18 protein-coding genes and 1 pseudogene are annotated in these 21,011 nt (G+C 64.7%); 11 read left to right on the top strand and 8 right to left on the bottom strand.

The window, feature by feature from the left end:
- Positions 1 to 294 precede the first annotated feature (294 nt).
- The 9 genes and pseudogenes from AB4Y32_RS25255 (at position 295) to AB4Y32_RS25215 (ending at position 13,760) form a co-directional block, all read left to right on the top strand.
- Positions 295 to 591, top strand: a complete 297-nt coding sequence (locus tag AB4Y32_RS25255) for a hypothetical protein (RefSeq protein WP_368723962.1) — start codon at positions 295 to 297, stop codon at positions 589 to 591.
- A 751-nt stretch (positions 592 to 1,342) separates the two neighbouring features.
- Positions 1,343 to 2,566, top strand: a complete 1,224-nt coding sequence (locus AB4Y32_RS25250; RefSeq protein ID WP_368723961.1) for an MFS transporter — start codon at positions 1,343 to 1,345, stop codon at positions 2,564 to 2,566.
- A gap of 307 nt (positions 2,567 to 2,873) precedes the next feature.
- Positions 2,874 to 3,800, top strand: coding sequence for a TetR/AcrR family transcriptional regulator (locus AB4Y32_RS25245; RefSeq protein ID WP_368723960.1), 927 nt, complete (start codon positions 2,874 to 2,876; stop codon positions 3,798 to 3,800).
- Between the two features lie 336 nt (positions 3,801 to 4,136).
- Positions 4,137 to 6,646: pseudogene (locus AB4Y32_RS25240) on the top strand (acyl-CoA dehydrogenase).
- A 141-nt stretch (positions 6,647 to 6,787) separates the two neighbouring features.
- The gene (locus AB4Y32_RS25235; protein ID WP_368723959.1) at positions 6,788 to 8,287 is read left to right on the top strand and encodes a 3-oxoacyl-ACP reductase; all 1,500 of its coding nucleotides are present in this window, start codon (positions 6,788 to 6,790) and stop codon (positions 8,285 to 8,287) included.
- Between the two features lie 5 nt (positions 8,288 to 8,292).
- On the top strand, positions 8,293 to 9,210 hold the full coding sequence (locus AB4Y32_RS25230) for a MaoC family dehydratase (RefSeq protein ID WP_368723958.1): 918 nt from the start codon (positions 8,293 to 8,295) through the stop codon (positions 9,208 to 9,210).
- A gap of 270 nt (positions 9,211 to 9,480) precedes the next feature.
- On the top strand, positions 9,481 to 10,791 hold the full coding sequence (locus tag AB4Y32_RS25225; protein ID WP_368723957.1) for an acetyl-CoA C-acetyltransferase: 1,311 nt from the start codon (positions 9,481 to 9,483) through the stop codon (positions 10,789 to 10,791).
- 97 nt (positions 10,792 to 10,888) lie between these two features.
- Positions 10,889 to 12,733 carry an AMP-binding protein gene (locus tag AB4Y32_RS25220; RefSeq protein WP_368723956.1) on the top strand — a complete coding sequence of 615 codons (1,845 nt, stop codon included), beginning with the start codon at positions 10,889 to 10,891 and terminating at the stop codon, positions 12,731 to 12,733.
- 85 nt (positions 12,734 to 12,818) lie between these two features.
- Positions 12,819 to 13,760, top strand: coding sequence for a DUF1571 domain-containing protein (locus tag AB4Y32_RS25215; protein WP_368723955.1), 942 nt, complete (start codon positions 12,819 to 12,821; stop codon positions 13,758 to 13,760).
- A 4-nt stretch (positions 13,761 to 13,764) separates the two neighbouring features.
- On the opposite strand, the gene AB4Y32_RS25210 is transcribed toward AB4Y32_RS25215, so the two are convergent.
- The 6 genes from AB4Y32_RS25210 to AB4Y32_RS25185 form a co-directional block, all read right to left on the bottom strand.
- Positions 13,765 to 14,169 carry a hypothetical protein gene (locus AB4Y32_RS25210; RefSeq protein WP_368723954.1) on the bottom strand — a complete coding sequence of 135 codons (405 nt, stop codon included), beginning with the start codon at positions 14,167 to 14,169 and terminating at the stop codon, positions 13,765 to 13,767.
- 54 nt (positions 14,170 to 14,223) lie between these two features.
- Positions 14,224 to 15,804 (bottom strand): FAD-binding oxidoreductase, encoded by a 1,581-nt coding sequence (locus AB4Y32_RS25205; protein ID WP_368723953.1) that lies wholly within the window; start codon positions 15,802 to 15,804, stop codon positions 14,224 to 14,226.
- 109 nt (positions 15,805 to 15,913) lie between these two features.
- Complete coding sequence (locus tag AB4Y32_RS25200; RefSeq protein WP_368723952.1) at positions 15,914 to 16,471, bottom strand: hypothetical protein; 558 nt, start codon at positions 16,469 to 16,471, stop codon at positions 15,914 to 15,916.
- 270 nt (positions 16,472 to 16,741) lie between these two features.
- Positions 16,742 to 17,542: an anti-sigma factor family protein gene (locus tag AB4Y32_RS25195; RefSeq protein WP_368723951.1), complete on the bottom strand. Its 801-nt coding sequence runs from the start codon at positions 17,540 to 17,542 to the stop codon at positions 16,742 to 16,744.
- Positions 17,539 to 18,075: a sigma-70 family RNA polymerase sigma factor gene (locus AB4Y32_RS25190; RefSeq protein WP_368723950.1), complete on the bottom strand. Its 537-nt coding sequence runs from the start codon at positions 18,073 to 18,075 to the stop codon at positions 17,539 to 17,541. Before AB4Y32_RS25190 ends, AB4Y32_RS25195 begins: the two co-directional genes overlap by 4 nt.
- A gap of 28 nt (positions 18,076 to 18,103) precedes the next feature.
- Positions 18,104 to 18,256, bottom strand: coding sequence for a hypothetical protein (locus AB4Y32_RS25185; protein ID WP_368723949.1), 153 nt, complete (start codon positions 18,254 to 18,256; stop codon positions 18,104 to 18,106).
- A gap of 437 nt (positions 18,257 to 18,693) precedes the next feature.
- Here AB4Y32_RS25185 and hfq point away from each other — a divergent pair, with 437 nt between their 5' ends.
- Positions 18,694 to 19,140, top strand: a complete 447-nt coding sequence (gene hfq, locus AB4Y32_RS25180) for an RNA chaperone Hfq (protein WP_368723948.1) — start codon at positions 18,694 to 18,696, stop codon at positions 19,138 to 19,140.
- A gap of 160 nt (positions 19,141 to 19,300) precedes the next feature.
- Here hfq and AB4Y32_RS25175 read toward each other — a convergent pair whose 3' ends face one another.
- Positions 19,301 to 19,540, bottom strand: coding sequence for a hypothetical protein (locus tag AB4Y32_RS25175; RefSeq protein WP_368723947.1), 240 nt, complete (start codon positions 19,538 to 19,540; stop codon positions 19,301 to 19,303).
- 257 nt (positions 19,541 to 19,797) lie between these two features.
- Between AB4Y32_RS25175 and AB4Y32_RS25170 the strand changes: the two genes are divergently transcribed.
- Positions 19,798 to 19,968 (top strand): hypothetical protein, encoded by a 171-nt coding sequence (locus AB4Y32_RS25170; RefSeq protein WP_368723946.1) that lies wholly within the window; start codon positions 19,798 to 19,800, stop codon positions 19,966 to 19,968.
- A 294-nt stretch (positions 19,969 to 20,262) separates the two neighbouring features.
- Here AB4Y32_RS25170 and AB4Y32_RS25165 read toward each other — a convergent pair whose 3' ends face one another.
- A complete protein-coding gene (locus AB4Y32_RS25165; protein WP_368723945.1) occupies positions 20,263 to 20,985 on the bottom strand; it encodes a DUF2968 domain-containing protein in 723 nt (240 codons plus the stop codon).
- Positions 20,986 to 21,011 lie beyond the last annotated feature (26 nt).

Raw genomic sequence — 21,011 nt, 5'->3', positions numbered from 1 at the left:
GTTCTTTGAACTAACTTCTTAATGGGCCGATAAATGTCAACCGTCTGCGTAGTCTTGAACGATAATACCGTGGTAACTCTAAAGCGCCTCGAAGAAGGCCGAAGAGACGAAATGCAGTATGAGATCGCCGTCGATGGGCGAGCGGTCTGCGGCTACAACACCTTTGACTTCGCTTGGGAGGACCTGGGGAAAATCATGTGTTGTGCAACGCACACGGAAGCTCTTGCTTCTATTTGACTACGAGTTGTACAATACAGGCGTGTTCAACTCAATCCAACCAGAAGGTATCCTGAAATGAACAAGCCTAAATCAGTAGAGGAGCAACTGAAGGACGCGCAAGCGGAAATCGCGCGTCTCCAGGACTTAGCCCGAGCGGAGGCCGCGCGTAAGGCGCGGTTCCCTTGGGAGAACCCCGAGATCGTCCAGCAGCAGCAACGCATGGGCTACAACTTCAAGTTTGAGCCCGAGCTATACATCAAGGTCAAGTGGATCTTGGACAACAAAGCCGGATACAAGTCGATGCAGGTGTTCCTCGACAAAGCGGCCAACAAGCTGGTCGACGAGATCTTCGAAGAGCTAGGCGTGAAGTGACGAACCCTGGGTATCACAATCGCACACTTCCGGGTACCACTCGGCCGATTTTGATACTCTAGGTTCTACGCCCAGCAAGGGTTTGCGGGATGGGGGTTGGGGTCCCGAGTCCTCTCCTGGGCACCACGTATTTAAAAAGGTCGGCAAATGCCGGCCTTTTTTCATTTCCGGCCCAGGAAGCAAAGCGCCTGCTCGCTTGCGCGAGGACTCGAAAGGCTGCGCTTGCAAGCGCAGCCAGGGCTTGCGTGACCGAGTACCTTCCTGGGCACCACGCTTTCAGCGCTAAACAGATCTCCCCGCAAAGCGAACAGCGGCTTGCGGGGGTTTTTGATTTTGCGGCTCATGTTCCGCGGACTCTCATCGCGAGACGCCCCGTCACGCCGGACTTGATTCCCATCGCGCTGCTATTGCGAACCGAAAGACCGGTAAAGCTGCATTTCTCATTCCCGACAATTACAAAATAAAATCACAAACAATCAAAATAACTACATTAATTACATTAACCAAACATTATTCCCGTTTCCACATCCTATTTCCCAAGGATTGCCACCGACAAAGCGGTGTCCCTTACATGCAGCCGCTTAATGGTCGGCGTACACTCGCTCGAAGCCTTCGCATACGGGCGCTGCGTTCCGTGCAATTGCCGGTTCGACGGCATTCGGCAGCACGGAATATCGGAGACTGCAACCAGGTTGCATGAGACCAGAGCAGGCGTTAAAGCGTTACTCCGGTCGACAGGAGAACAATTGACATGAGCTGGACTCGGGAACAGAGAAACGTCACGATCGCTGCCTATCTGGGCTGGACCCTCGACGCATTCGATTTCTTTCTGATGGTCTTTGTTCTGAAAGATATCGCGGCCGAATTTAATACGAAGATCCCGGAAGTCGCATTCGGCATTACGCTCACGCTGGCGATGCGCCCGCTCGGCGCGCTGATTTTCGGACGTCTCGCCGATAAATTCGGCCGCCGTCCGACGCTGATGGTCAACATCGCGTGCTACTCGCTGCTCGAACTGCTGTCCGGCTTCTCGCCGAATCTCACGACGCTGCTCGTCTTGCGCGCCCTCTTCGGCATCGCGATGGGCGGCGAATGGGGCGTCGGCTCCGCGCTGACGATGGAGACCGTGCCCCCGAAAGCTCGCGGCTTCGCATCGGGCCTGCTGCAAGCGGGCTATCCGAGCGGCTATCTGTTGGCGTCGATCGTGTTCGGCGTGCTCTATCAATACATCGGCTGGCGCGGCATGTTCTTCGTCGGCGTGCTGCCCGCGCTGCTCGTGATGTACGTGCGCGCGCACGTGAAGGAATCGCCCGCATGGGTCGCGATGGAAAAGCATGCGCGTCCCGGCCTGCTCGTCACGCTCAAGCGCAACTGGGTGCTGTCGATCTACGCGATCGTTCTGATGACGGCCTTCAACTTCTTCTCGCACGGCACGCAGGACCTGTATCCGACCTTCCTGCGCGAGCAGCATCACTTCGATCCGCACACGGTATCGCTGATCACGATCACACTGAACATCGGCGCGATCGTCGGCGGTCTTGCGTTCGGCGCGTTCTCGGAGCGCATCGGCCGGCGCCGCGCGATTTTCATCGCCGCCTTGATCGCATTGCCCGTGTTGCCGCTGTGGGCGTTCTCGAGCACGGCCGTCGCGCTCGCGGCGGGCGCGTTCCTGATGCAGATCTCCGTGCAAGGCGCGTGGGGCGTGATCCCCGTGCATCTGAACGAGATCTCGCCCGACGAAATCCGCGCGACGTTCCCCGGACTCGTCTATCAGCTCGGCAACCTGCTCGCATCCGTCAACGCGACGATGCAGGCGTCGTTTGCCGTCAGCAACAACAACAACTACGCGATGGCGATGGCCGTCGTCGCGGGCGTGGTGGCCGTCGTGATCGCGGTGCTGATCCTCTTCAGCCGTGAGCGGCGTGGCATCGACATGACACAATCCGCCGAACAGGTCACGGCGACGGTACACTGAGCAGCGCGCAGCAATAACACACAGCAGCAACGACATATGGCAGCACACGACATCACATAAGGGCGCCACGGCGCCCCAGCCAACGCAGCAACTACGAGGCCGCTCCGATTCGAATCGGAGCGGCCTTTTTTGTCCGCGTCGTCTGCGAGGGGACGCGCGGTCGGACGCTTTTTAGAGGAGTCCATCGACACTCATCTCTTGCCCGATCACAAGCTCCATTTTTATCCTGAAAAAAACGCACGTTTCAAAATCAAAATCCAATCGAATGTTTGCGGCCGGCAAAAAAGCCGACACAGGGAGACGCAACATGGCAACTCGCACGACGAGCCGGCACACCGGCGACACGAAATCGCGCATCCTCGACGCAGCCGAAACGCTCTTCATCGAATGCGGCTACGAAGCGATGTCGTTGCGGCAGATCACATCGAAGGCCGAGGTCAATCTGGCCGCCGTCAACTATCACTTCGGCAGCAAGGAAGCGCTGATGCACGCGATGCTGTCGCGCCGTCTCGATCTGCTGAACCAGGAGCGCCTGAAGCTGCTCGACCGCTTCGACGCGCTGCTCGGCCCGCGGCTCACCTGTGAGCACGTGCTCGGCGCGATGTTCATTCCGGCGCTGCGCTTGTCGCGCGATACGCGCATCGGCGGGAAGGCGTTCCTGCGGCTGCTCGGCCGCGCGTACACCGATCCCTCGTCGTTCATCCGCGACTTTCTGAGCGCGCATTACGCGTCGGTATCCGAGCGCTTTTTCGAAGCGTTCCAGCGTGCGCTGCCGCATCTGCCGCGCGAGGAACTCGGCTGGCGTCTGCACTTCGCGATCGGCGCGCTGTCGGGCGTGCTCGCGGGCGCGGATACGAACAACCTCATCACCGAATTCTCGCAAGGCAAGTCGATGAACGATCTGCAACTGATCGCGCGGCTCGCGTCGCTGATCGTGTCCGCGCTGAAGGCGCCGTTGCCCGACGCGAGCCAGCTCGCAACGTTCGCCTCCGTGCTCGGCGACGCGGGCAGCGCCGACATCGCTTGCGATGCCGTCCGCGAAGCGCAAGCGGACGTCGCGACAAACGGCGCGCCGGCCGCTGTTCACGCGCAGATGCCGGCGCCCGGCACACCGCGGCAACCGCCGATGCGCGCCGAACCCCGGCCTGACGCGCAACCGCAAGGCGAGCCGGCGCACAGCGGCAAGCAGGCGGACGCACAGGATACCGGCTCACGCTTCGCCGCGCACGGTTGACGCAGCGGATCGTCCGTTGCGTAGGCAGATAGCAAGCGGTTCTCTCGCGCGGCGCAGCGCAGCACGGGCTGAAGGAATGGCCAAACCAGGCCCAGGCAAAGGGCAGGCCAAAGGCCAAACCCAAGGCCGACGAATCAGCCATCCACTGCTCGACGATGCAAGGAACCGCGCGGGCACGCCGGCTGCAACGGATAACCGCAGATAACGGCGGACACATTCGCCGCGCGTCGAACAACTCGGGAACAACTCGAGAACAACGCGAAGAACGCGAGCCGCCCGCGCATCGCGGGACGCGCTCGCGGCCAGGTTCGTATCGTCGAACAGGAGGGGGTCGTCATGCCGTGGTTCATCGTTGCACTGATCGTCGCTGCCGGGGCGCTTGATACGTGCGGGTGCGCGCGTCGTGGTGGCTCGCGTTTCTGATCGTATGGGTCGCGGCCGCGTGCCTGACGGACGCAGCGGGCGCGCTGACGACCGCCTGCCTCGCGATCGTGTTGATCGTTCCCGCGCTCGTGCTGACGATCAGGCCGCTGCGCCGCGCGTGGGTGAGCAGGCGCGTGCTCGGCATGTTCCGCAAGATCCTGCCCGACATGTCGCAGACCGAGCGCGACGCGATCGAAGCAGGCACCGTCTGGTGGGACGCGGCACTCTTCTCGGGACGCCCTCACTGGGACACGCTGCTCGGCTACGGCCCGGCAAAACTCACTGCGCAGGAGCAGGCGTTTCTCGACAACGAATGCGAGCAGTTGTGCGTTCTGGTGAACGACTGGGAAACGACGGCCGTCTGGCAAGACCTGTCGCCGCAGGCCTGGCAGTTCATCAAGGACAAAGGCTTCCTCGGGATGATCATTCCGGCGCAATACGGCGGCAAAGGCTACTCCGCGTACGCGCATTCGCAGGTCATCATGAAGCTCGCCTCGCGCTGCTCGGTGGCCGCCGTCTCGGTGATGGTGCCGAACTCGCTCGGCCCCGCCGAGCTGCTGCTGCAATACGGCACCGATGCGCAGAAGAACCACTATCTGCCGCGTCTCGCGCGGGGCGACGAAATACCCTGCTTCGCGCTGACGAGCCCTTACGCGGGCTCCGACGCGGCGGCGATTCCCGACATCGGCATCGTCTGCAACGGCACGTTCGAAGGACGCGAGACGCCCGGCTTTCGCGTCACGTGGAGCAAGCGCTACATCACGCTCGGCCCCATCGCGACGGTGCTCGGCCTCGCGTTTCGCGCGCTCGATCCCGATCATCTGCTCGGCAGCGAAGACGAGCCCGGCATCACATGCGCGCTGATTCCGACGAACCATCCGGGCGTGAACATCGGACGCCGTCACTGGCCGTTGAACGCCGTGTTCCAGAACGGCCCGAACTGGGGCAACGACGTATTCATTCCGCTCGACTGGGTGATCGGCGGACGAGAGCAGGTCGGCAACGGCTGGCGCATGCTGATGGAATGTCTCGCGGCCGGCCGCGCGATCTCGCTGCCGTCGTCGAATGTGGGCATGTCGAAAGTCGCGGTGCGCGGAGTCGGCGCTTACGCCGCCGTGCGGCGGCAGTTCCGCACGCCGATCGGCAGGTTCGAAGGCGTGCAGGAAGCGCTCGGACGCATGGGCGGCAACCTGTACGTGATGGACGCCGCGCGCCGCCTGTCTGCGCAGGCTGTCGATCTCGGCGAGAAGCCATCCGTGATCTCGGCGATCTCGAAGTACCACATCACCGAGCGCAACCGCGAAGTGATCGACGACGGCATGGACGTCCTCGGCGGCAAGGGCATCTGCATGGGCCCGTCGAACTTCATCGCGCGCGCGTATCAGCAGGTGCCCATCTCGATCACCGTCGAAGGCGCGAACATCCTCACGCGCTGCCTGATCATCTTCGGCCAGGGCGCGATCCGCTGCCATCCGTATCTGCTGAAGGAAATGGCCGCGGCGCGCGAAGCGATCCATGAAGCGGGCCCCGCGAAGGCGCTGCGCGATTTCGACGAGGCGCTCTTCGGGCACATCGGCTTCACGCTGTCTAACGTCGTGCGCTGTTTCGTCGATGGCGTGACGGGCGGCGCGCTGATCGCGAAGCCGCAGCGCGCGCATGCGCCGCTCGCGAGCTACTATCGCGCGGCGACGCGCCTGTCGACGGCATTCGCCCTGCTCGCCGACGTGTCGATGTTCGTGCTCGGCGGTGACCTGAAGCGGCGCGAGCGCATCTCGGCGCGGCTCGGCGACGTGCTGTCTCAGCTCTATCTGATCTCGGCGACGCTCAAGCGTTTCGAAGACGAAGGGCGCGAGTCGAGCGATGTGCCGCTCGTGCAATGGGGCGTCGAGGATGCGCTGCATCGAGCGCAAACGGCCCTCGACGGCGTGCTGCGCAATTATCCGAACCGCGTCGCGGCGGGCCTCGTGCGCGCGCTCGCATTCCCGTTCGGCTTGCCGCATCGCGCGCCGTCCGATGCGCTCGGCAGCGCCGTCGCCGAGCTGATTCAGACGCCGGGCGCCGCGCGCGACCGGTTGCTAGCTGACTCGTACGTGCCGCACGTCGACATCGACGCGCTCGGTTACGGCGAGCTGGCGTTCGCGCTCGCGCCGCGTGTCGCGCAAATCGAGCAGCGCCTGCGCGAAGCGATCCGGCATGGCCGCATCGATCCGCTTCCGCAAAGCCTCGCCGATCTCGCCGACTGGAACGAAGCGGCGCAGCAGCGCGGCTTCATCGACGAAGACGAGCGCAAGGTGCTCGACGACTACGCGCACTTTGCGGCCGAGATCGTGAAGGTCGACGACTTCCCCGCGGACTTCGGCATGCTCGCCGATCTGCAGCGGCGCAAGGACGCGCTCGACAAGGCGACGCAGCTGGCCGCCTGATGTCACGTCGATGGCATGTCGATGGCATCCTGATGGCCGTGCGATGAACGGGCGACGAATGCGCAATTCAGCCACGCTTGCGGCAAGTCGCGCGCACCGTGCACACTGACGCCATCCGTCAGGCCAGGAGCCAACAACGCGATGAACGATTCCTACCTGAACTTCGTCAATTCGCCGCTCGGCGCGCGGCTCGCGCGCTCGCTCCACTTGCCGAAGCCCGAAATGCTGCGCCGCTATCGCGCCGATGCGCCCGAATTCGACGGCATCGTGGCCGTCGGCGCGGGGCCGTCGCCGCAACTGCTCGACGCGCTCGCCGGCGTGATCGCGCGTATCGGCATGACGAGCGTCGCTCACGCGGGCGCGAGCGCGTGGATGCCGCTCGCGAACCGCCACGGCCTGATGACGGGCCGCTTCGAGCCCGCCGATCCCGCAGCGGGCTCACAGGCCGGCTCGCAGGCGCGCGTGCGGGCGCTCGTGTTCGACGCGAGCGGCATCGCGGACAGCGCGCAACTCGACACCGTGTACGCGTTCTTTCATGACGCGCTGCGCTCGCTCGACAAGTGCGGACGGATCGTCGTGCTGGGCCGCCCGCCCGAGGCCTGCGCGAGCCCGCGCCAATGGACGGCGCAACGCGCGCTCGAAGGCGTGACGCGCTCGCTCGGCAAGGAAGCGCGGCGCGGCATCGCGTCGAACCTGGTCTATGTCGCCGATGGTGTCAAAAGCAGCGCCGAAAGGAGTGCCGCAAGCAGTGCCGCAAGCAGCGACGAAAGCAGCAACGACAGCGGCATCCGGAGCGGCATCGAATCGACCTTGCGCTTTTTCCTGTCGCCGCGCTCGGCCTACGTGTCGGGCCAGGTCGTGCGGATCGGCACCGCGCCTTCTTCGCTCGGCGACGATTTCGACTGGACCCAGCCGCTCGCGGGCCAGCGCGCCGTCGTGACGGGCGCGGCGCGCGGCATCGGCGCGGCGATCGCGAACGTGCTCGCCGCGCAAGGCGCGCACGTGACGGGCATCGACGTGCCCGCCGCCACCGATGCGCTCGACGCCACGATGCGCCAGATCTCCGGCACCGCGCTGCCGTTCGACATCACCGCGCCCGAAACGCCCGCGCAGATCGCGGCGGCCCTCGACGAGCTGGGCGTCGATGTGTTCGTGCACAACGCGGGCATCACGAAGGACAAGACCATCGCGAAGATGAGCGAGCCGGCGTGGCGAAACGTGATCGATATCAATCTCTCTGCGCAGGAGCGCATCGACGAAGCGCTGCTGGAAGCGGGCACGCTGCGCGACGGCGGGCGCATCGTCTGCGTGTCGTCGATCGGCGGCATCGCGGGCAATATCGGGCAGACGAACTACGCGGCGTCGAAGGCGGGCGTGATCGGACGCGTGCAGAGCATGGCGCCGCATCTTGCGAAACGGCGCATCACGATCAATGCCGTCGCGCCCGGCTTCATCGAAACGCAGATGACGGCGAAGATGCCGCTTGCGATCCGCGAAGCCGGCCGCCGGATGAATTCGATGAGCCAGGGCGGCCAGCCCGTCGATGTCGCGCAGACCATCGCGTGGCTCGCGCATCCGGGCTCGGCGGGCATCACGGGCCAGGTCGTGCGCGTGTGCGGCCAAAGCCTGATAGGAGCGTGACGGTCATGGCCCTGTTCGACTCCCGCCCGATGTTCGGCGCGCCGCGCCCGAAAACAGTCGTCCTGCCCGAACTGCCGCAGCCCGCGAAGCTGTATGCGCGCGCCCTGTCGGGCGTGGCCAAGCGCTTTCAGCGCAACCGGCCGACCGAGCTGCCCGCGCTGCGGCTCGTGCGCCCGGCCGTCGCGCTCGATTCCGTCGCGATCGAACGCTACGCGCGCGTCAGCGGCTTCTTTCCCGAGCAGGGCATTCCGTTCACGTATCCGCATCTGCTCGCGTTTCCGCTGCATCTGCTGTTGCTGACCGACCCGGCGTTTCCGTGGCCCGCGCTTGGCATCGTCCATCTCGCGAACAGCGTGCGCATGCGCCGCCCGCTTTCGTTCGACGACACGCTGCGCGTCGAAGTCGAGTTCGGCGCGCGCCTGCGTCACGACAAAGGCCAGGCGTTCGTGATGCAGACGCGCATCTACCGGCGCGGCGAAGCCGTCTGGGACGGCGACAGCGTGTACCTGAAGCGCGGCGTCGCGGCGATCGGCGATCCGCTGAGCGCGCTCGAAACCAATGGCAGCGCGCTCGCGCGCAACTCGCGCTGGCAGTTGCCCGCGCAACTGGGCCGCGACTACGCGCGCGCATCGGGCGACTACAACCCGATCCACCTGTCGATGCTGTCCGCGAAGGCGTTCGGCTTTCGGCGCGCGATCGCGCATGGCATGTGGACGCTCGCGCGCGCGGCCGCCGCGCTGCAGCCGCCGAAGCGGCTCGCCGACGCAACGCTCGCGGGCGAATTCAGGGCGCCGATGCTGCTGCCCGGCGAAGCGTCGCTGTGGACGGCATCGCCGTCGCCGACTGCGCGCGAATTCGAAGTGCGCGATCCGCAGAGCGGCAAGCCGCATCTGCGGGGCCGGTTTCAGTGGAATCTGCAATGAGGTCGCTGATCTTCGGCGCAGACTGCGAAAGCCGCGGCCACGGCTCGCTTACGCAAACCGATCACGCAACCGCTTGCGCAACCGCCCACGCAACCGCTTGCGCAACCGCCCATGCAACCGCTTGCGCAACCGCCCACGCAAACCCATCACACACGCAATCCGCCATCACGATGGAATCATCGCCCCGCCTGATTCGTTCTGAAGCAGGCGCCGGGTGTTTAATGCCGACCTGATCCGTCGCACAGACGGACGCGACCACGGAGCTTCCCGATGCCTCACCCGTCACAACCGCTTCCCGCCGCGCGCCGCGTCGCGATACTGGGCGGCAACCGCATCCCGTTCGCGCGCTCGAATACGGCATACGCGACGGTCTCGAACCAGGACATGCTGACTTTCACGCTGCAAGGTCTGATCGACCGCTACAACCTGCATGGCGAGCGCCTCGGCGAAGTCGCGGCGGGCGCCGTCATCAAGCATTCGCGCGACTTCAACCTGACGCGCGAAACCGTGCTGTCTACCACGCTCGCGAAGGAAACGCCCGCGTACGACGTGCAGCAGGCGTGCGGCACGGGCCTCGAAGCGGCGATTCTCGTCGCCAACAAGATCGCGCTCGGGCAGATCGATGCGGGCATCGCGGGCGGCGTCGATACGACCTCGGATGCGCCCATCGGCGTGAACGAACGGATGCGCAAGATCCTGCTCGAAGCGAATCGCGGCAGGTCGGCGGCGCAACGCGTCGGCGCGCTGACGAAGCTGCGGCCAGGCATGTTCTTCAAGCCGCTGCTGCCGCGCAACAGCGAGCCGCGCACGGGGCTGTCGATGGGCGAGCATTGCGAACGGATGGCCAAGCGCTGGAGCATTTCGCGCGAGGCACAGGACGTGCTTGCCTACGACAGCCACCGCAAGCTGACCGAGGCCTACGCGCGTGGCTTCCTGAACGACCTGATGACGCCGTATCGCGGCCTCGCGCGCGACAACAATCTGCGCAGCGACCTGACGCTCGAAAAGCTGGCGTCGCTCAAGCCCGTGTTCGACCGTGACGCGGGCACGATGACAGCGGGCAATTCCACGCCGCTGACGGACGGCGCATCGGCCGTGCTGCTCGCGAGCGAAGAATGGGCGGCCGCGCGTGGCCTGCCCGTGCTTGCATGGCTGACGTGGTCGGAGACGGCCGCCGTCGATTTCTTCGACAAAAAGGAGGGCTTGCTGATGGCGCCTGCGTACGCCGTGCCGCGCATGCTGAAGCGCGCGGGCCTGACGTTGCAGGACTTCGACTTCTACGAAATTCACGAGGCGTTTGCCGCGCAGGTGCTGTGCACGCTCGCGGCCTGGCAGGACGATGAGTACTGCCGCACGCAACTGGGGCTCGAGGGCGCGCTCGGCGCGATCGATCGCGAGAAAATGAACGTGAACGGCGGGTCGCTCGCGACAGGCCACCCGTTCGCCGCGACGGGCGGGCGTATCGTCGCGGGACTCGCGAAGCTGCTCGTGCAGCTCGACAAGCCGGTGGGCACCGCGCGCGGCCTGATATCGATCTGCGCGGCGGGCGGTCAGGGCGTCGTCGCGATACTGGAGCGGTAGAATCGCGCTCCCGATCTGGACCGACCACCCTTGGCAACCCGAACGGTTCATGCCCACCCGACACATAACGACGCCGAGAGACCCAGGAGACGCCACGATGACCGAGCCCACCGCTTCGCATTCCATGCAGACGCAGACACAGTCCGGGTCGCAAACGCAATCCGCGTCGCAGTCGCAATCCCAGTCCCAGCCGCCGTCACAGCCATCTGCACCGCCCTCCTCCGCCCACGCCGCGCCGAACACGGACGGCATCTGGTACGCGTCGTACTCGCCCGAAGTGCCGCATGAGATCGACGTGTCGCAGTATGCGTCGCTCGTCGAGTTCTTCGACGATTGCACGACGCGCTTTCGCGAGCGCGTCGCGTATGTGAGCGTCGGCGAGAGCCTCACGTATGCGGAGCTCGGACGCAAGGCGACGGCGTTCGCTTCGTATTTGCAAAGTATCGGCGTGAAGCCGGGCGAGCGCGTCGCGATCATGCTGCCGAACACGTTCCAATATCCGATCGCGCTTTTCGGCGCGTTGAAGGCGGGTGCGATCGTCGTCAACGTGAACCCGCTGTACACGGTGCGCGAGCTGTCGCATCAGCTGAAGGACAGCGGCGCGCAGACGATCGTCGTGTTCGAGAACTTCGCGAAGACCGTCCAGGATTCGCTCGCGGGCACGCGCGTGCAGCACGTGATCGTCACCGGGCTCGGCGATCTGCTGAAGGACGGCCTGAACCTGAAGGGCAAGCTGATCAACTTCATGCTCAGGCACGTGAAGAAGCTCGTGCCCGCATATGACCTGCCGCAAGCGGTTCAGCTGCTCGATGCGCTCTCGACCGGCAACGGCCGGGCGCTTGCGCCCGTGCGGATCGCGTCCACGGACCTCGCGTTCCTGCAGTACACGGGCGGCACCACGGGCGTCGCGAAGGGCGCGATGCTCACGCACCGCAACGTCGTCGCGAATCTGCTGCAGGCAAAGGTATGGGCCGAGAGCCAGTTCACCGACGAAATCGAAACGGTGCTCACGCCGCTGCCGCTCTATCACATCTACTCGCTGACCGTGAACGCGATGATCTTCATGGGGCTTGGCGGGCGCAACATCCTGATCGCGAATCCGCGCGACACGAAGCGCGTGATGAAGATCCTGCGTCACGAGACGTTCACGGGCATCACGGCCGTCAATACGCTTTACAACGCGTTCCTCGACGACGAGGAATTCCGCCGACGCGACTTCTCGAAGCTCAAGCTCGCGATGGCGGGCGGCATGGCGATGCAGAAAGCCGTCGCCGACCGTTTTCGCGAGGTGACGGGCAAGCCGATCATCGAAGGCTATGGGCTCACGGAATGCTCACCGATCGTATCGATGAACCCGGTGGATCTGAAGCACATGCGCGAATTCGACGGCTCGATCGGCCTGCCCGCGCCGTCGACGCAAGTGCGCTTTCGCAAGGACGACGGCAGCTGGGCGAATATCGGCGAGGCGGGCGAGCTGTGCGTGAAGGGGCCGCAGGTGATGAAAGGCTACTGGAACCGGCCCGAGGAGACCGCGAAGGTGCTCGACGACGAAGGCTGGCTCGCGACGGGCGATATCGGCGTGATGGATTCGCGCGGCTATATCCGTCTGATCGATCGCAAGAAGGACATGATCCTCGTGTCGGGTTTCAACGTCTATCCGAACGAGGTCGAGGACGTGATCGCGATGCATCCCGACGTGCGCGAAGTGGCCGCGATCGGCATTCCCGATGTCGCGCAGGGCGAGCGCGTGAAGGTGTTCGTCGTGCGGCGCAATCCGTCGCTCACTGAGGAACAGGTGATCGCGCACTGCCGCAAGAATCTGACGGGCTACAAGGTGCCGAAGGTCGTCGAGTTCCGCGACGAGCTTCCGCAAACCAATGTCGGCAAGATCCTGCGGCGCGAACTGCGCGAGCAGGAACTGGCGAAGCTCAAGTCATCGTGACGGCCCACGCCTGTCCTTGCGTGCCCTTGCGCGTCTGAACGCGCAGCCGGGGCAACGAAACCGTCCGCGCTTCCTGGAGCGATGCATGCATCAACGGATGTTTGTGAACAAACGCTCGCGCTGGACCGGGCTTCGCGCCGCCCATCTCGTCTGCGCACTGATGGCGGGCATCGCGGGAACGGCCTTCGCGCAGAACGAGGCGGCAGCGCTGGCGCCGAACGCCCCGAACACCGCGTCGATCGCGAACGATGCCGCCGCTCAAGTCGCGAAGCTGGCGCTCGAACAGCAGGTCAAATGGCTGCGTCGCGCCGCGCAAAGCGGCGCGCTCGAACAGATGGACGATGCGCAACTCGTCGCGCTGTTCGAATCGTTCGATCCGTTGACCGTGCCGCGCTATATCGAGGAAGGTCCGAACGGCTATCCGTCGTACGAGTTCACGATGCTGCGCCAGGAGCGCATTCGCGGCGTGTGGCCGCGCAAGCCCGATCATATGCTCGTGCGGCTCTCGCGCGATCCGCTGCGCATCTACGGCAAGTGGCTGCCGGGCGGTCCGCACTCGGGCCAGGAAATCATCTACGACGAGTCCAGGCGCAGCGACGAAATGTACGGCCACCTCGGCGGGCTGTTCAACATCATGCCGCTGTGGACGTCGATCGACGGATCGCTGGCGCGCGCGCAGTCGAACCATCGGGTGCGCGATCTCGGCACCGAATTCATCACGCAGCAGTTTCTCGACGAAGGCAGAAAGTTCGCCGACGCCGGCATCACGCATCCCGCACAGATCGAAGTGAAGACGCTCGACGGCGTGCGCGTCGTCGCGTTCACGTACGAGACGCCGACAGGTCAGCCCGAGTTCTATGCGAAGAAGGAAGTGCTCGGGCTCGATCTGCGGCATCCGTATTTCAGAATGGTCGAATCGTATGGCAACGACGGACAGATCTTCGAGCGCATCGTGTTCGTGACGATCACGCCGAAGACCTTCGACGACATGGCGTTCGATCCGAAGAACCCGGAGTACAAGTTCTGATCTATCACGTCGTGAGCGCGAAGGCGACGGCCGCGCTTTGCGGCACGCCGCGCGCTCGCGTGTGCGTGTGCGTGAGCGCAGCGCCCGGTTGCAGCGCGAGACGCGCGAGCACGAAGAAATCGGCGGCGCGCGTGACGCCTATGAGCGTGAGGCGCCCGCCCGCTTGCGCCGCGCGCGGCGCGAGCGTTTCGTACCAGAGCGTGGCGACGTCGGCGTGCGGCGCGTCGTTGATGTCGAAGGCGGGCAGACGCACGCGTGCCGCATGCGCCGACAAGGCCGCGGATTCCGGCAAGCTCGTATCGATCAGCGCGATGTCGGCAAGCAGGCCATCGTCGTGAAGCCACGGCACGCCCCAGGCCGCCGTCGCCGATAGCCATGCGCCCGCCGCGATGAATGTGCGACGTTTCATGTCGACGCTACCTCCTTTCCCCTGCATGCGGCGTCATCACGCCCATCATGCTCATCATGTATAGCCGCGCCTGTCGCGATACGCCTTCGGCCAGATGCCCTGCTTGCCCGGCGACAGAATGCCCGTGGGATCGAGCGTGTCCTTGATCGTCTCCGACAGCCGCAGCAGCGCGCCATCGTTGAAGTTGTAGCGCGCCGCCGCGAAATCCATGTAGACGAGATGCGAGCGGTACTCGCCATAGCCCGCGCCGTGCGCATCGCTCATCCATGCGCGCAGCAGATCGCCGGCCTGTTCGCTTTGCCGTGCGTCGCTGTGATCGAAGATCGCCGCCGCGATGTGATGCAGATGCCGCTCGCCCGCCGTGAAGCCGCCGTAGTAATCGAAGCCATATTCGTTCGCGCGCGCCTTCGCCATCGTGTACTGGCGCATCGCATCGCGCCCCGTCGCCGGGCATAGCGGCGAAAAATCGACATGCGCGCCGCTGCCGCCGCGCCAGTCGAGCATCCTGAACGCCGTCATCGCCGGAATGCCCGCCAGATTGCGGTCGCCGCCCCCTTCGGGCTCCGCGTTGCCGTCGTAGATCTTCGACATCATCCGCGCATTCGGAATGCGGCCGAACGCGCGGCGCACCAGCGTCTCTTTCGCGTCGATCACGTCGCGCTCGCCGTACAGCGCATAGTGCAGGTTCCAGCGGCCGACCTTCAGCGCATCGGTCATCGACGCGATCGCGCTTTCCGGCATCGCGCCCTTGCCCCGATACCACTGCGAACGCGGCCCGAGGCCCGCCGCGCGCCGCAACGCGCCTTCGATCACCGCATGATTGGCTATCGTGCCGTCGAGGCGCAGCGGCCTCAGTGTCTCGACGATGGCTTCCAGATCGTCGTCGCGCCGAAACTGGATTTCGCCCAGCAGATACGCGCTCGGCGCGGGCATCAGCCAGACGCCCATCTTCGTGACGATGCCGTAGTTCGACTGCATGAACAACGGATCGAACGACGGTCCATAGCCGTACCGGAAGGCCTGCCACGACGTGCCGATCTCGATGCCGCCCATGCCCGTGCGCACGACGTCGCCATTCGCGAGCACGACCTCCATCCCGCATTGCGTCGCCGCGTGATCGCCGTAGGCCGTCGTGCCGAAGCCGCGCTCGAGCGTATTGCCGACGATGCTGCCCCAGCCCGCCGCGGGCGGATCGACCCACAGCCTGTAGCCGCGCTCGCGCAAATAGTGATGCAGATCGAAATAGCTGACGCCGGGCTCGACGAGCGCATACGCGAGTTGCTCGTCGACGGCGAGAATGCGGTTCATCCGTTGCAGGTCGAGCACCACCGATCCCGCGAGCCGGGGCGCCGCGCCGCCATACGCGAAGTTGCGTCCCGTCGACACCGTCCACAGCGGAATGCGATATTCGTTCGCGATGCGCAGGATCGCGCGGATCTCATCGACGTTCGCGGGCAACAGCGCCGCCGACGGCACGAACGACGCGGCGAGCGTGCCCGGCGCGAAAGGGTCGGCATAAGGCGCGAGGCTCGCCGCCGACGACGCGACCTGCGTCGCGCCGACGATCGCTTCGAATGCGCCGAGCGCGCGATCGAATGTCGCGGCGGAAACGTCCGGCGGCAGAGTGCGTGTCAAGGCGCCTCCATATGGCGTCGGCCATGCTGCGTTGAGTTCTGCGTCGAGTTATCGTTGCTCGCGGCGGCATTCGGCGGACGGCGCCCATGCGGCACGCGCGACGGCGTGCTCAGCGTCCGCGCGCACCCCCTCCGTGCATGCCGCCCATGCCGCCCCACGGGTGCGATCCGCCGCCCCAGCCGTGCATGCCGCCCCCACCGTGGAAGCCACCGTGTCCGTTGAAGCCACCGTGTCCGTTGAAGCCGCCATGCCCATTGAAGCCGCCGTGCCCGTTGAAGCCGCCGCCCGGATGCCCCCAATGCACGTGATGCATGTGGTGAAAATGATGGAAGTGGTCGACGAACACGAACGACCCGCCGATACCGACCGCGACAGGCGGCCCCCAATACCACGGATCATAGTAAGGATAGGCCGGAACGGGATAGACAGCGGTCGTGTCCGTGCCGTCGCCCTGCTGGATCTGCCACGTGCCGTCCGGCTGCCTGCACGCGATGCCGCTGATCTGCTGCATCGTGCCGTCGATTTCCGCCTGGCCCACGACGGGCTGGCATACAGTGTCGCCAGCGTTGTCGGTGAACTGCTCCTGCGCGGCGACGGGCTGCGCCGTCGGCACCGCGCAACTGGCGCACACGCACAGCGCCGCGCCGATTCCTAACAAAGTACGCATGATTGATCCTGCTTCGACGGTGCGGTGTCGCGGCACGCGTCGCGCGCCGACGCCGTGAAGACGCCATCGATTCGCCTTGCGGGCATGGCAAGCCTCTCTTTCGCGCCCGTCAAAACGGGCGGAACACACGCCCGCATATCGACATAAACGCACACGCGTGCGGCGCTATTCCTCGCGTGCGGATTACAGCGCGGCCGGTTTTGTTACCCGGTATTTCTGTTATTCCGGCCAGACAGGGTGAAGAGAAGAGAGGCGCGGCGCGAGCGCACGCTACTGCCACGCTTCCGGACGTCCGCCGAGTTCGCCGCAGACTTCGATCGCAATGGACCGCAGCTTGGCTTCCTCGATCGGGCCCGAGAGCGCGTAGCCCATGTGGTCGCTGATCCAGTAGAACGTGCGGCGATTGCCGTCACGGAACAGACGGAACACGGTTTCGTCCTTAGGGATACCCGTCACGTAGAGCGTGAGCCGTGCGCCGCTCCGGCTTTCGTACATGAATTGCGCGGCGGGCCCGGCCTCGCCCGGCAGCAGCCGCCCGCCGACGAGCGTATAGCCGTATTCCTGCAGCGAAGGCACGGACAGATGACGGTTGAGCCGCTTCGACAGCCACGCAATCAGATGCTCTTCCTCGCTCGCGGCGACTTCGACGGGATGCCGGCTCTCCGGCGTGTAGACGGCGTAGGCGATATCCGCGCGCTTCGCGAACGACATGACGTCGCCCGTGCTGCCGCCCGTCAGACGCGGGACGAGCGGTCCCAGCGCGAGCGCGAGCCCCGCGCCCGCGATCACCCAGCATGCCGCGATGCCCACGCGCCGCCACCACGGCACGCGGGCACGCAGCACGATCACCTGTGGCTCCTCGCGCTCGCTCTCGCCCACGCCGCACAGCGTCTGCAATGCGGCCTTTTGCGCGCGCCACGATGCGACTTGCGCGGCCGCCTGCGGATCTTTCGCAAGATGCTCGCGCACGGCCGCGCGTTCGCTCTCCGGCAATTCGTTGTCGACGAATGCCGACAGCGCGCGCAGGTCGGGCGCGCCCGTCGAACCGGTCGAATGTTCGTCGTTGTTCATTGCCCGTTTCCCGCCCCGTTTCTGACCACTTTCAGCGACGGCGACTTGTGTTGCACAGGCCCTTCCGTCAACAGGGCCCGCATATGCTCGCGCGCGCGGGACAGCCGCGACATCACGGTGCCGATCGGCACGCCGAGCGCGGCCGACGCCTCCTGATAGCTCAACTCCTCCACGCACACGAGCAGCATCACTTCGCGCTGCTCGACGGGCAGACAATAAAGCGCGCGCTGCACGTCGCGCAACACCAGTCCGTCGACTTCACCATGCGGCGCTTCGAGATTGCGCCACGGCGCGCTCTCGTCGTCCACCGCGATCTCGCGGCGCACGCGCAGCTGGTCGATGTAAAGGTGACGCAGGATCGTGAGGAGCCACGCGCGCAGATTGCTGTCGGGTCGGAACCCCTTCCATCGCGCGAGCGCGCGCTCGGCCGTATCCTGAACCAGATCGTCCGCCCAAGCCGGGTCGCCCGTCAGTGCGCGCGCGTAGCGGCGCAACTGAGGGAGCCACGAAATCACCTCCGCTTCGAACTTCACCCGGCGCTAGCCGTCAAGCGAGCGCGCATCAATAGCCGCCGCTGCTGCCGCTCGTGCCGCTGCTGCTCGCGCCGCCCGACGAACTCATGTCGCCTGTGGACTGACACGCGCTCAACGACAACGAAGCAAACCCTAGCGCCATGATCACGAATACGGCAGATACCAGTCTGGACACTTTCATGAATACCCTCCTGTATGGACCACGCCACACGTGACGCAGCCATGCGTTGAATGGACAAATCATGCGGAATCGCACGATGCCGGCGGCGGATGCCGCAGCTTTGTGTGCGATGCCTGACTGATAAACGCTCATGGCATGCGATTTATTCCGGAGCATCGGCCATTTATTACCTTTGCGCCTTCCGGTCTTGCCCCGACTTGCACGCTTTGCACGCGGCATGCTCATTGCACGATGACGCACGCGAACGTTGGACGGCGCGCACTACGTGGCAAGATTTGGTAACTCAACGTTACACATGGGCTTTAAAAGATGCTTCCGCGCTCACAAGTGGTTATAGTGGGCGTCAGTCAGTTCGCGTTTGGCGCCCGTCACGCCGGCCCGCAGCCACAACGGGTAAAATCCCCGGCGAACAACCGATTTTCTACACATAATTGTCCATGCCTCCCGCAGAATCGCATCCGCAAAACGACTTCATGAACGCGGCGCGCAAAGAACGCAAGCGCGTCGAAATTTACCTCGTCAACGGTATCCGGCTGACGGGCTGCATCGAGTCGTTCGATCAGTACCTGGTGATGCTGCGCACGCCCGTCGGGCTGCAAGGCATCTACAAGCGCGCCATCTCGACGATCCAGCTCGACACGGGCACGCGTCCCGCGCCGCGCGCAGGAGGTCGGCCATCGCACGGCGAACATGCGGCGCGCGGTCCGCACGGCGCGCGTGAGCATCGGGAGCCGCGCGAACAGCGCGAGCCGTATGGCGGCGCGCCGCAAGCGCCGTCGGATCGGTCGTCGTCGGACGGCCCGGTGGTCGTCACGCGCCGCCGGCGTCTGTACGGCGCCGGCAACGATCAGGGTAACAACAACAACGGCGGGAACGCGGAATAAAGCCGCCCAAGCAGTCTGACAGGCTGCCACGGCAGCCATCCAACGCGCCGCCAAATAGTGGCCCAACAAGCGGTCGCACAAGTGGTCGAACAGGCGGCCAAACAAGTCGCCAAACAGGCAACGATACGTCAAGAACCGGCGCGCGCGGCGCGTCGGCGATTCAAGCGACGGATGAGCCGGCGCGATCGGCCAGCCGCCTCAGCATCCTGTCGATCCGCATGCCCTGCTGCGCGGTCAACTCGTAGCCGCCCTTCACTTCCAACACCCTGCGACGCCAATAGCGTGCGTTGAGCCTGCGCATCATCGGTTGACGCGTCGCCCATTCCAGATGCTGTAGTTCCGATTCGACGACGTGTGTCGCGTTCAAGCGCTGCCTGCTGTGATATCCGTCCGGTTGCATGGGTCTCCTCGCACGTCCGCCGCCATCGGCACGCTGCGGTAAGAACGAATCGTTAGGCGAGAAATTCCAGCGGCCTGCATCGACAGCCTGTTCGGCTTATTGCCGCTTCATGACGCGTTCCGAATGTCGAATGACGGTGTGCGAGCGAGACGAGCGAGCATGCGCATCGTCCTATGCCGTTCGGCCAGGCGGTCGCGTTTGCACGATTGAGCTATTCTGATTGCTCGATACCGTAGAACGTCATAGCGGAGCACGTCATGTCGAACACGAAGCCGAAAGCACCGAAGCCAGCCGAGGAACCCCACAGCACGGAGGACCGCCTCGATGAGGCGCTCGAAGAAACCTTTCCCGCGAGCGATCCGATCGCCGTCGATCCCGACGAAGCCGACGAAGGTAGCCATCAGCGTAAGCAGAAGAAGTCGCGTTGAGAGAGCGGAGAGCGGCCGTCGAACAGGAGCGAGCAGTCCGAAGCGCGAGGCAAAACGCGCTCGCGATCCGCGCATTCAGGCCATGCCGCCTTGGAGGCGCGAACGTTCGCGTGCACGAGCATGCGCATGATCTCCGGCGACGCTGATTCGGGACGAGCCGTGAATGAGCCGTGAATGAGCATTGAACGAGCCGTGAACGAGACGCGAATAATCCGTGAATGAGCATTGAACGAGCCGTGAACGAGCCGCGAAGCCATAAAAGGCCTATGCGGCTCGCACGAGGGCCGCACGGAATCAGTGCGCGGGCAACCCGCTTTCGAGTTGCCGCTGCAGATCGTGCACCTGGCGCTGCGCGGCGCGCAACTGCTCCTGCGCCTGCGCCTTTTGCTGCGCCAGCGTCGCCGCTTCCGCTCGGGTCTGCTGCTGCATGCTGTTGACGATGGTCTGCTGCTCGTGCGCGACATTCAGGTCGGCTTGCAGACGGTTCGCGCGTTCCTGCGACAGCGCGACGAGGCGATCCGTATACGCCTTTTGCGCTTCGAGTCTCGTTCGGCGAATTTCGATGTCGGACAGTTGCACCGTCTGCCGCGCGAAGTCGCGATAGATCTGCTCGGCGCGCACGTCGTCCTGCGTCTTGATGACGCGCCAGAAGTTCTTCTGCTGGAACAGCGCGACGTAGTACGTCATCTCCTGCGCGTTGAACAGCAGGCTTGCGCCGTAACTGCCGTTGTACGTCGTGCGCAATTCAGCGATGCCGCTGCCGTGAATCATCTGTTGCAGTTCCGCGACATTGCCCGTCGCGGACTGCTTCGCCTCGTCGGGCGTGAGTGCAAAAGTTTGACTCGCCGACGTGGCGGGAGCCGCCGCCGTAGCCGTCTGCGTAGCGACGGCCGTGCCGACGGTGATGGCAACTACTGCGCCGTTTTCCTCTGAAGCCTGCGCGTATGCCCCGTGAACAGCCCCGAAAAGAATGCATGCCGACAGCGCGATGTGTCGAACTTTCGACTTCTGGTCCATGTAATTCTGCCCGTATCGTGTTGTAG

It is taken from the genome of Paraburkholderia phymatum (genome assembly GCF_040965635.1).
GTDB lineage: Bacteria > Pseudomonadota > Gammaproteobacteria > Burkholderiales > Burkholderiaceae > Paraburkholderia > Paraburkholderia phymatum_B.
The sequence above is the reverse complement of the archived record's forward strand: the minus strand, read 5'-3'. Positions and strand labels throughout refer to the sequence as shown.

Bases quoted from the DNA above. Each gene is read 5' to 3' on its own strand.
- AB4Y32_RS25255 (WP_368723962.1), top strand. From the start codon at position 295: ATGAACAAGCCTAAATCAGTAGAGGAGCAACTGAAGGACGCGCAAGCG.
- AB4Y32_RS25250 (WP_368723961.1), top strand. From the start codon at position 1,343: ATGAGCTGGACTCGGGAACAGAGAAACGTCACGATCGCTGCCTATCTG.
- AB4Y32_RS25245 (WP_368723960.1), top strand. From the start codon at position 2,874: ATGGCAACTCGCACGACGAGCCGGCACACCGGCGACACGAAATCGCGC.
- AB4Y32_RS25235 (WP_368723959.1), top strand. From the start codon at position 6,788: ATGAACGATTCCTACCTGAACTTCGTCAATTCGCCGCTCGGCGCGCGG.
- AB4Y32_RS25230 (WP_368723958.1), top strand. From the start codon at position 8,293: ATGGCCCTGTTCGACTCCCGCCCGATGTTCGGCGCGCCGCGCCCGAAA.
- AB4Y32_RS25225 (WP_368723957.1), top strand. From the start codon at position 9,481: ATGCCTCACCCGTCACAACCGCTTCCCGCCGCGCGCCGCGTCGCGATA.
- AB4Y32_RS25220 (WP_368723956.1), top strand. From the start codon at position 10,889: ATGACCGAGCCCACCGCTTCGCATTCCATGCAGACGCAGACACAGTCC.
- AB4Y32_RS25215 (WP_368723955.1), top strand. From the start codon at position 12,819: ATGCATCAACGGATGTTTGTGAACAAACGCTCGCGCTGGACCGGGCTT.
- AB4Y32_RS25210 (WP_368723954.1), bottom strand. From the start codon at position 14,169: ATGAAACGTCGCACATTCATCGCGGCGGGCGCATGGCTATCGGCGACG.
- AB4Y32_RS25200 (WP_368723952.1), bottom strand. From the start codon at position 16,471: ATGCGTACTTTGTTAGGAATCGGCGCGGCGCTGTGCGTGTGCGCCAGT.
- AB4Y32_RS25195 (WP_368723951.1), bottom strand. From the start codon at position 17,542: ATGAACAACGACGAACATTCGACCGGTTCGACGGGCGCGCCCGACCTG.
- AB4Y32_RS25185 (WP_368723949.1), bottom strand. From the start codon at position 18,256: ATGAAAGTGTCCAGACTGGTATCTGCCGTATTCGTGATCATGGCGCTA.
- hfq (WP_368723948.1), top strand. From the start codon at position 18,694: ATGCCTCCCGCAGAATCGCATCCGCAAAACGACTTCATGAACGCGGCG.
- AB4Y32_RS25175 (WP_368723947.1), bottom strand. From the start codon at position 19,540: ATGCAACCGGACGGATATCACAGCAGGCAGCGCTTGAACGCGACACAC.
- AB4Y32_RS25170 (WP_368723946.1), top strand. From the start codon at position 19,798: ATGTCGAACACGAAGCCGAAAGCACCGAAGCCAGCCGAGGAACCCCAC.
- AB4Y32_RS25165 (WP_368723945.1), bottom strand. From the start codon at position 20,985: ATGGACCAGAAGTCGAAAGTTCGACACATCGCGCTGTCGGCATGCATT.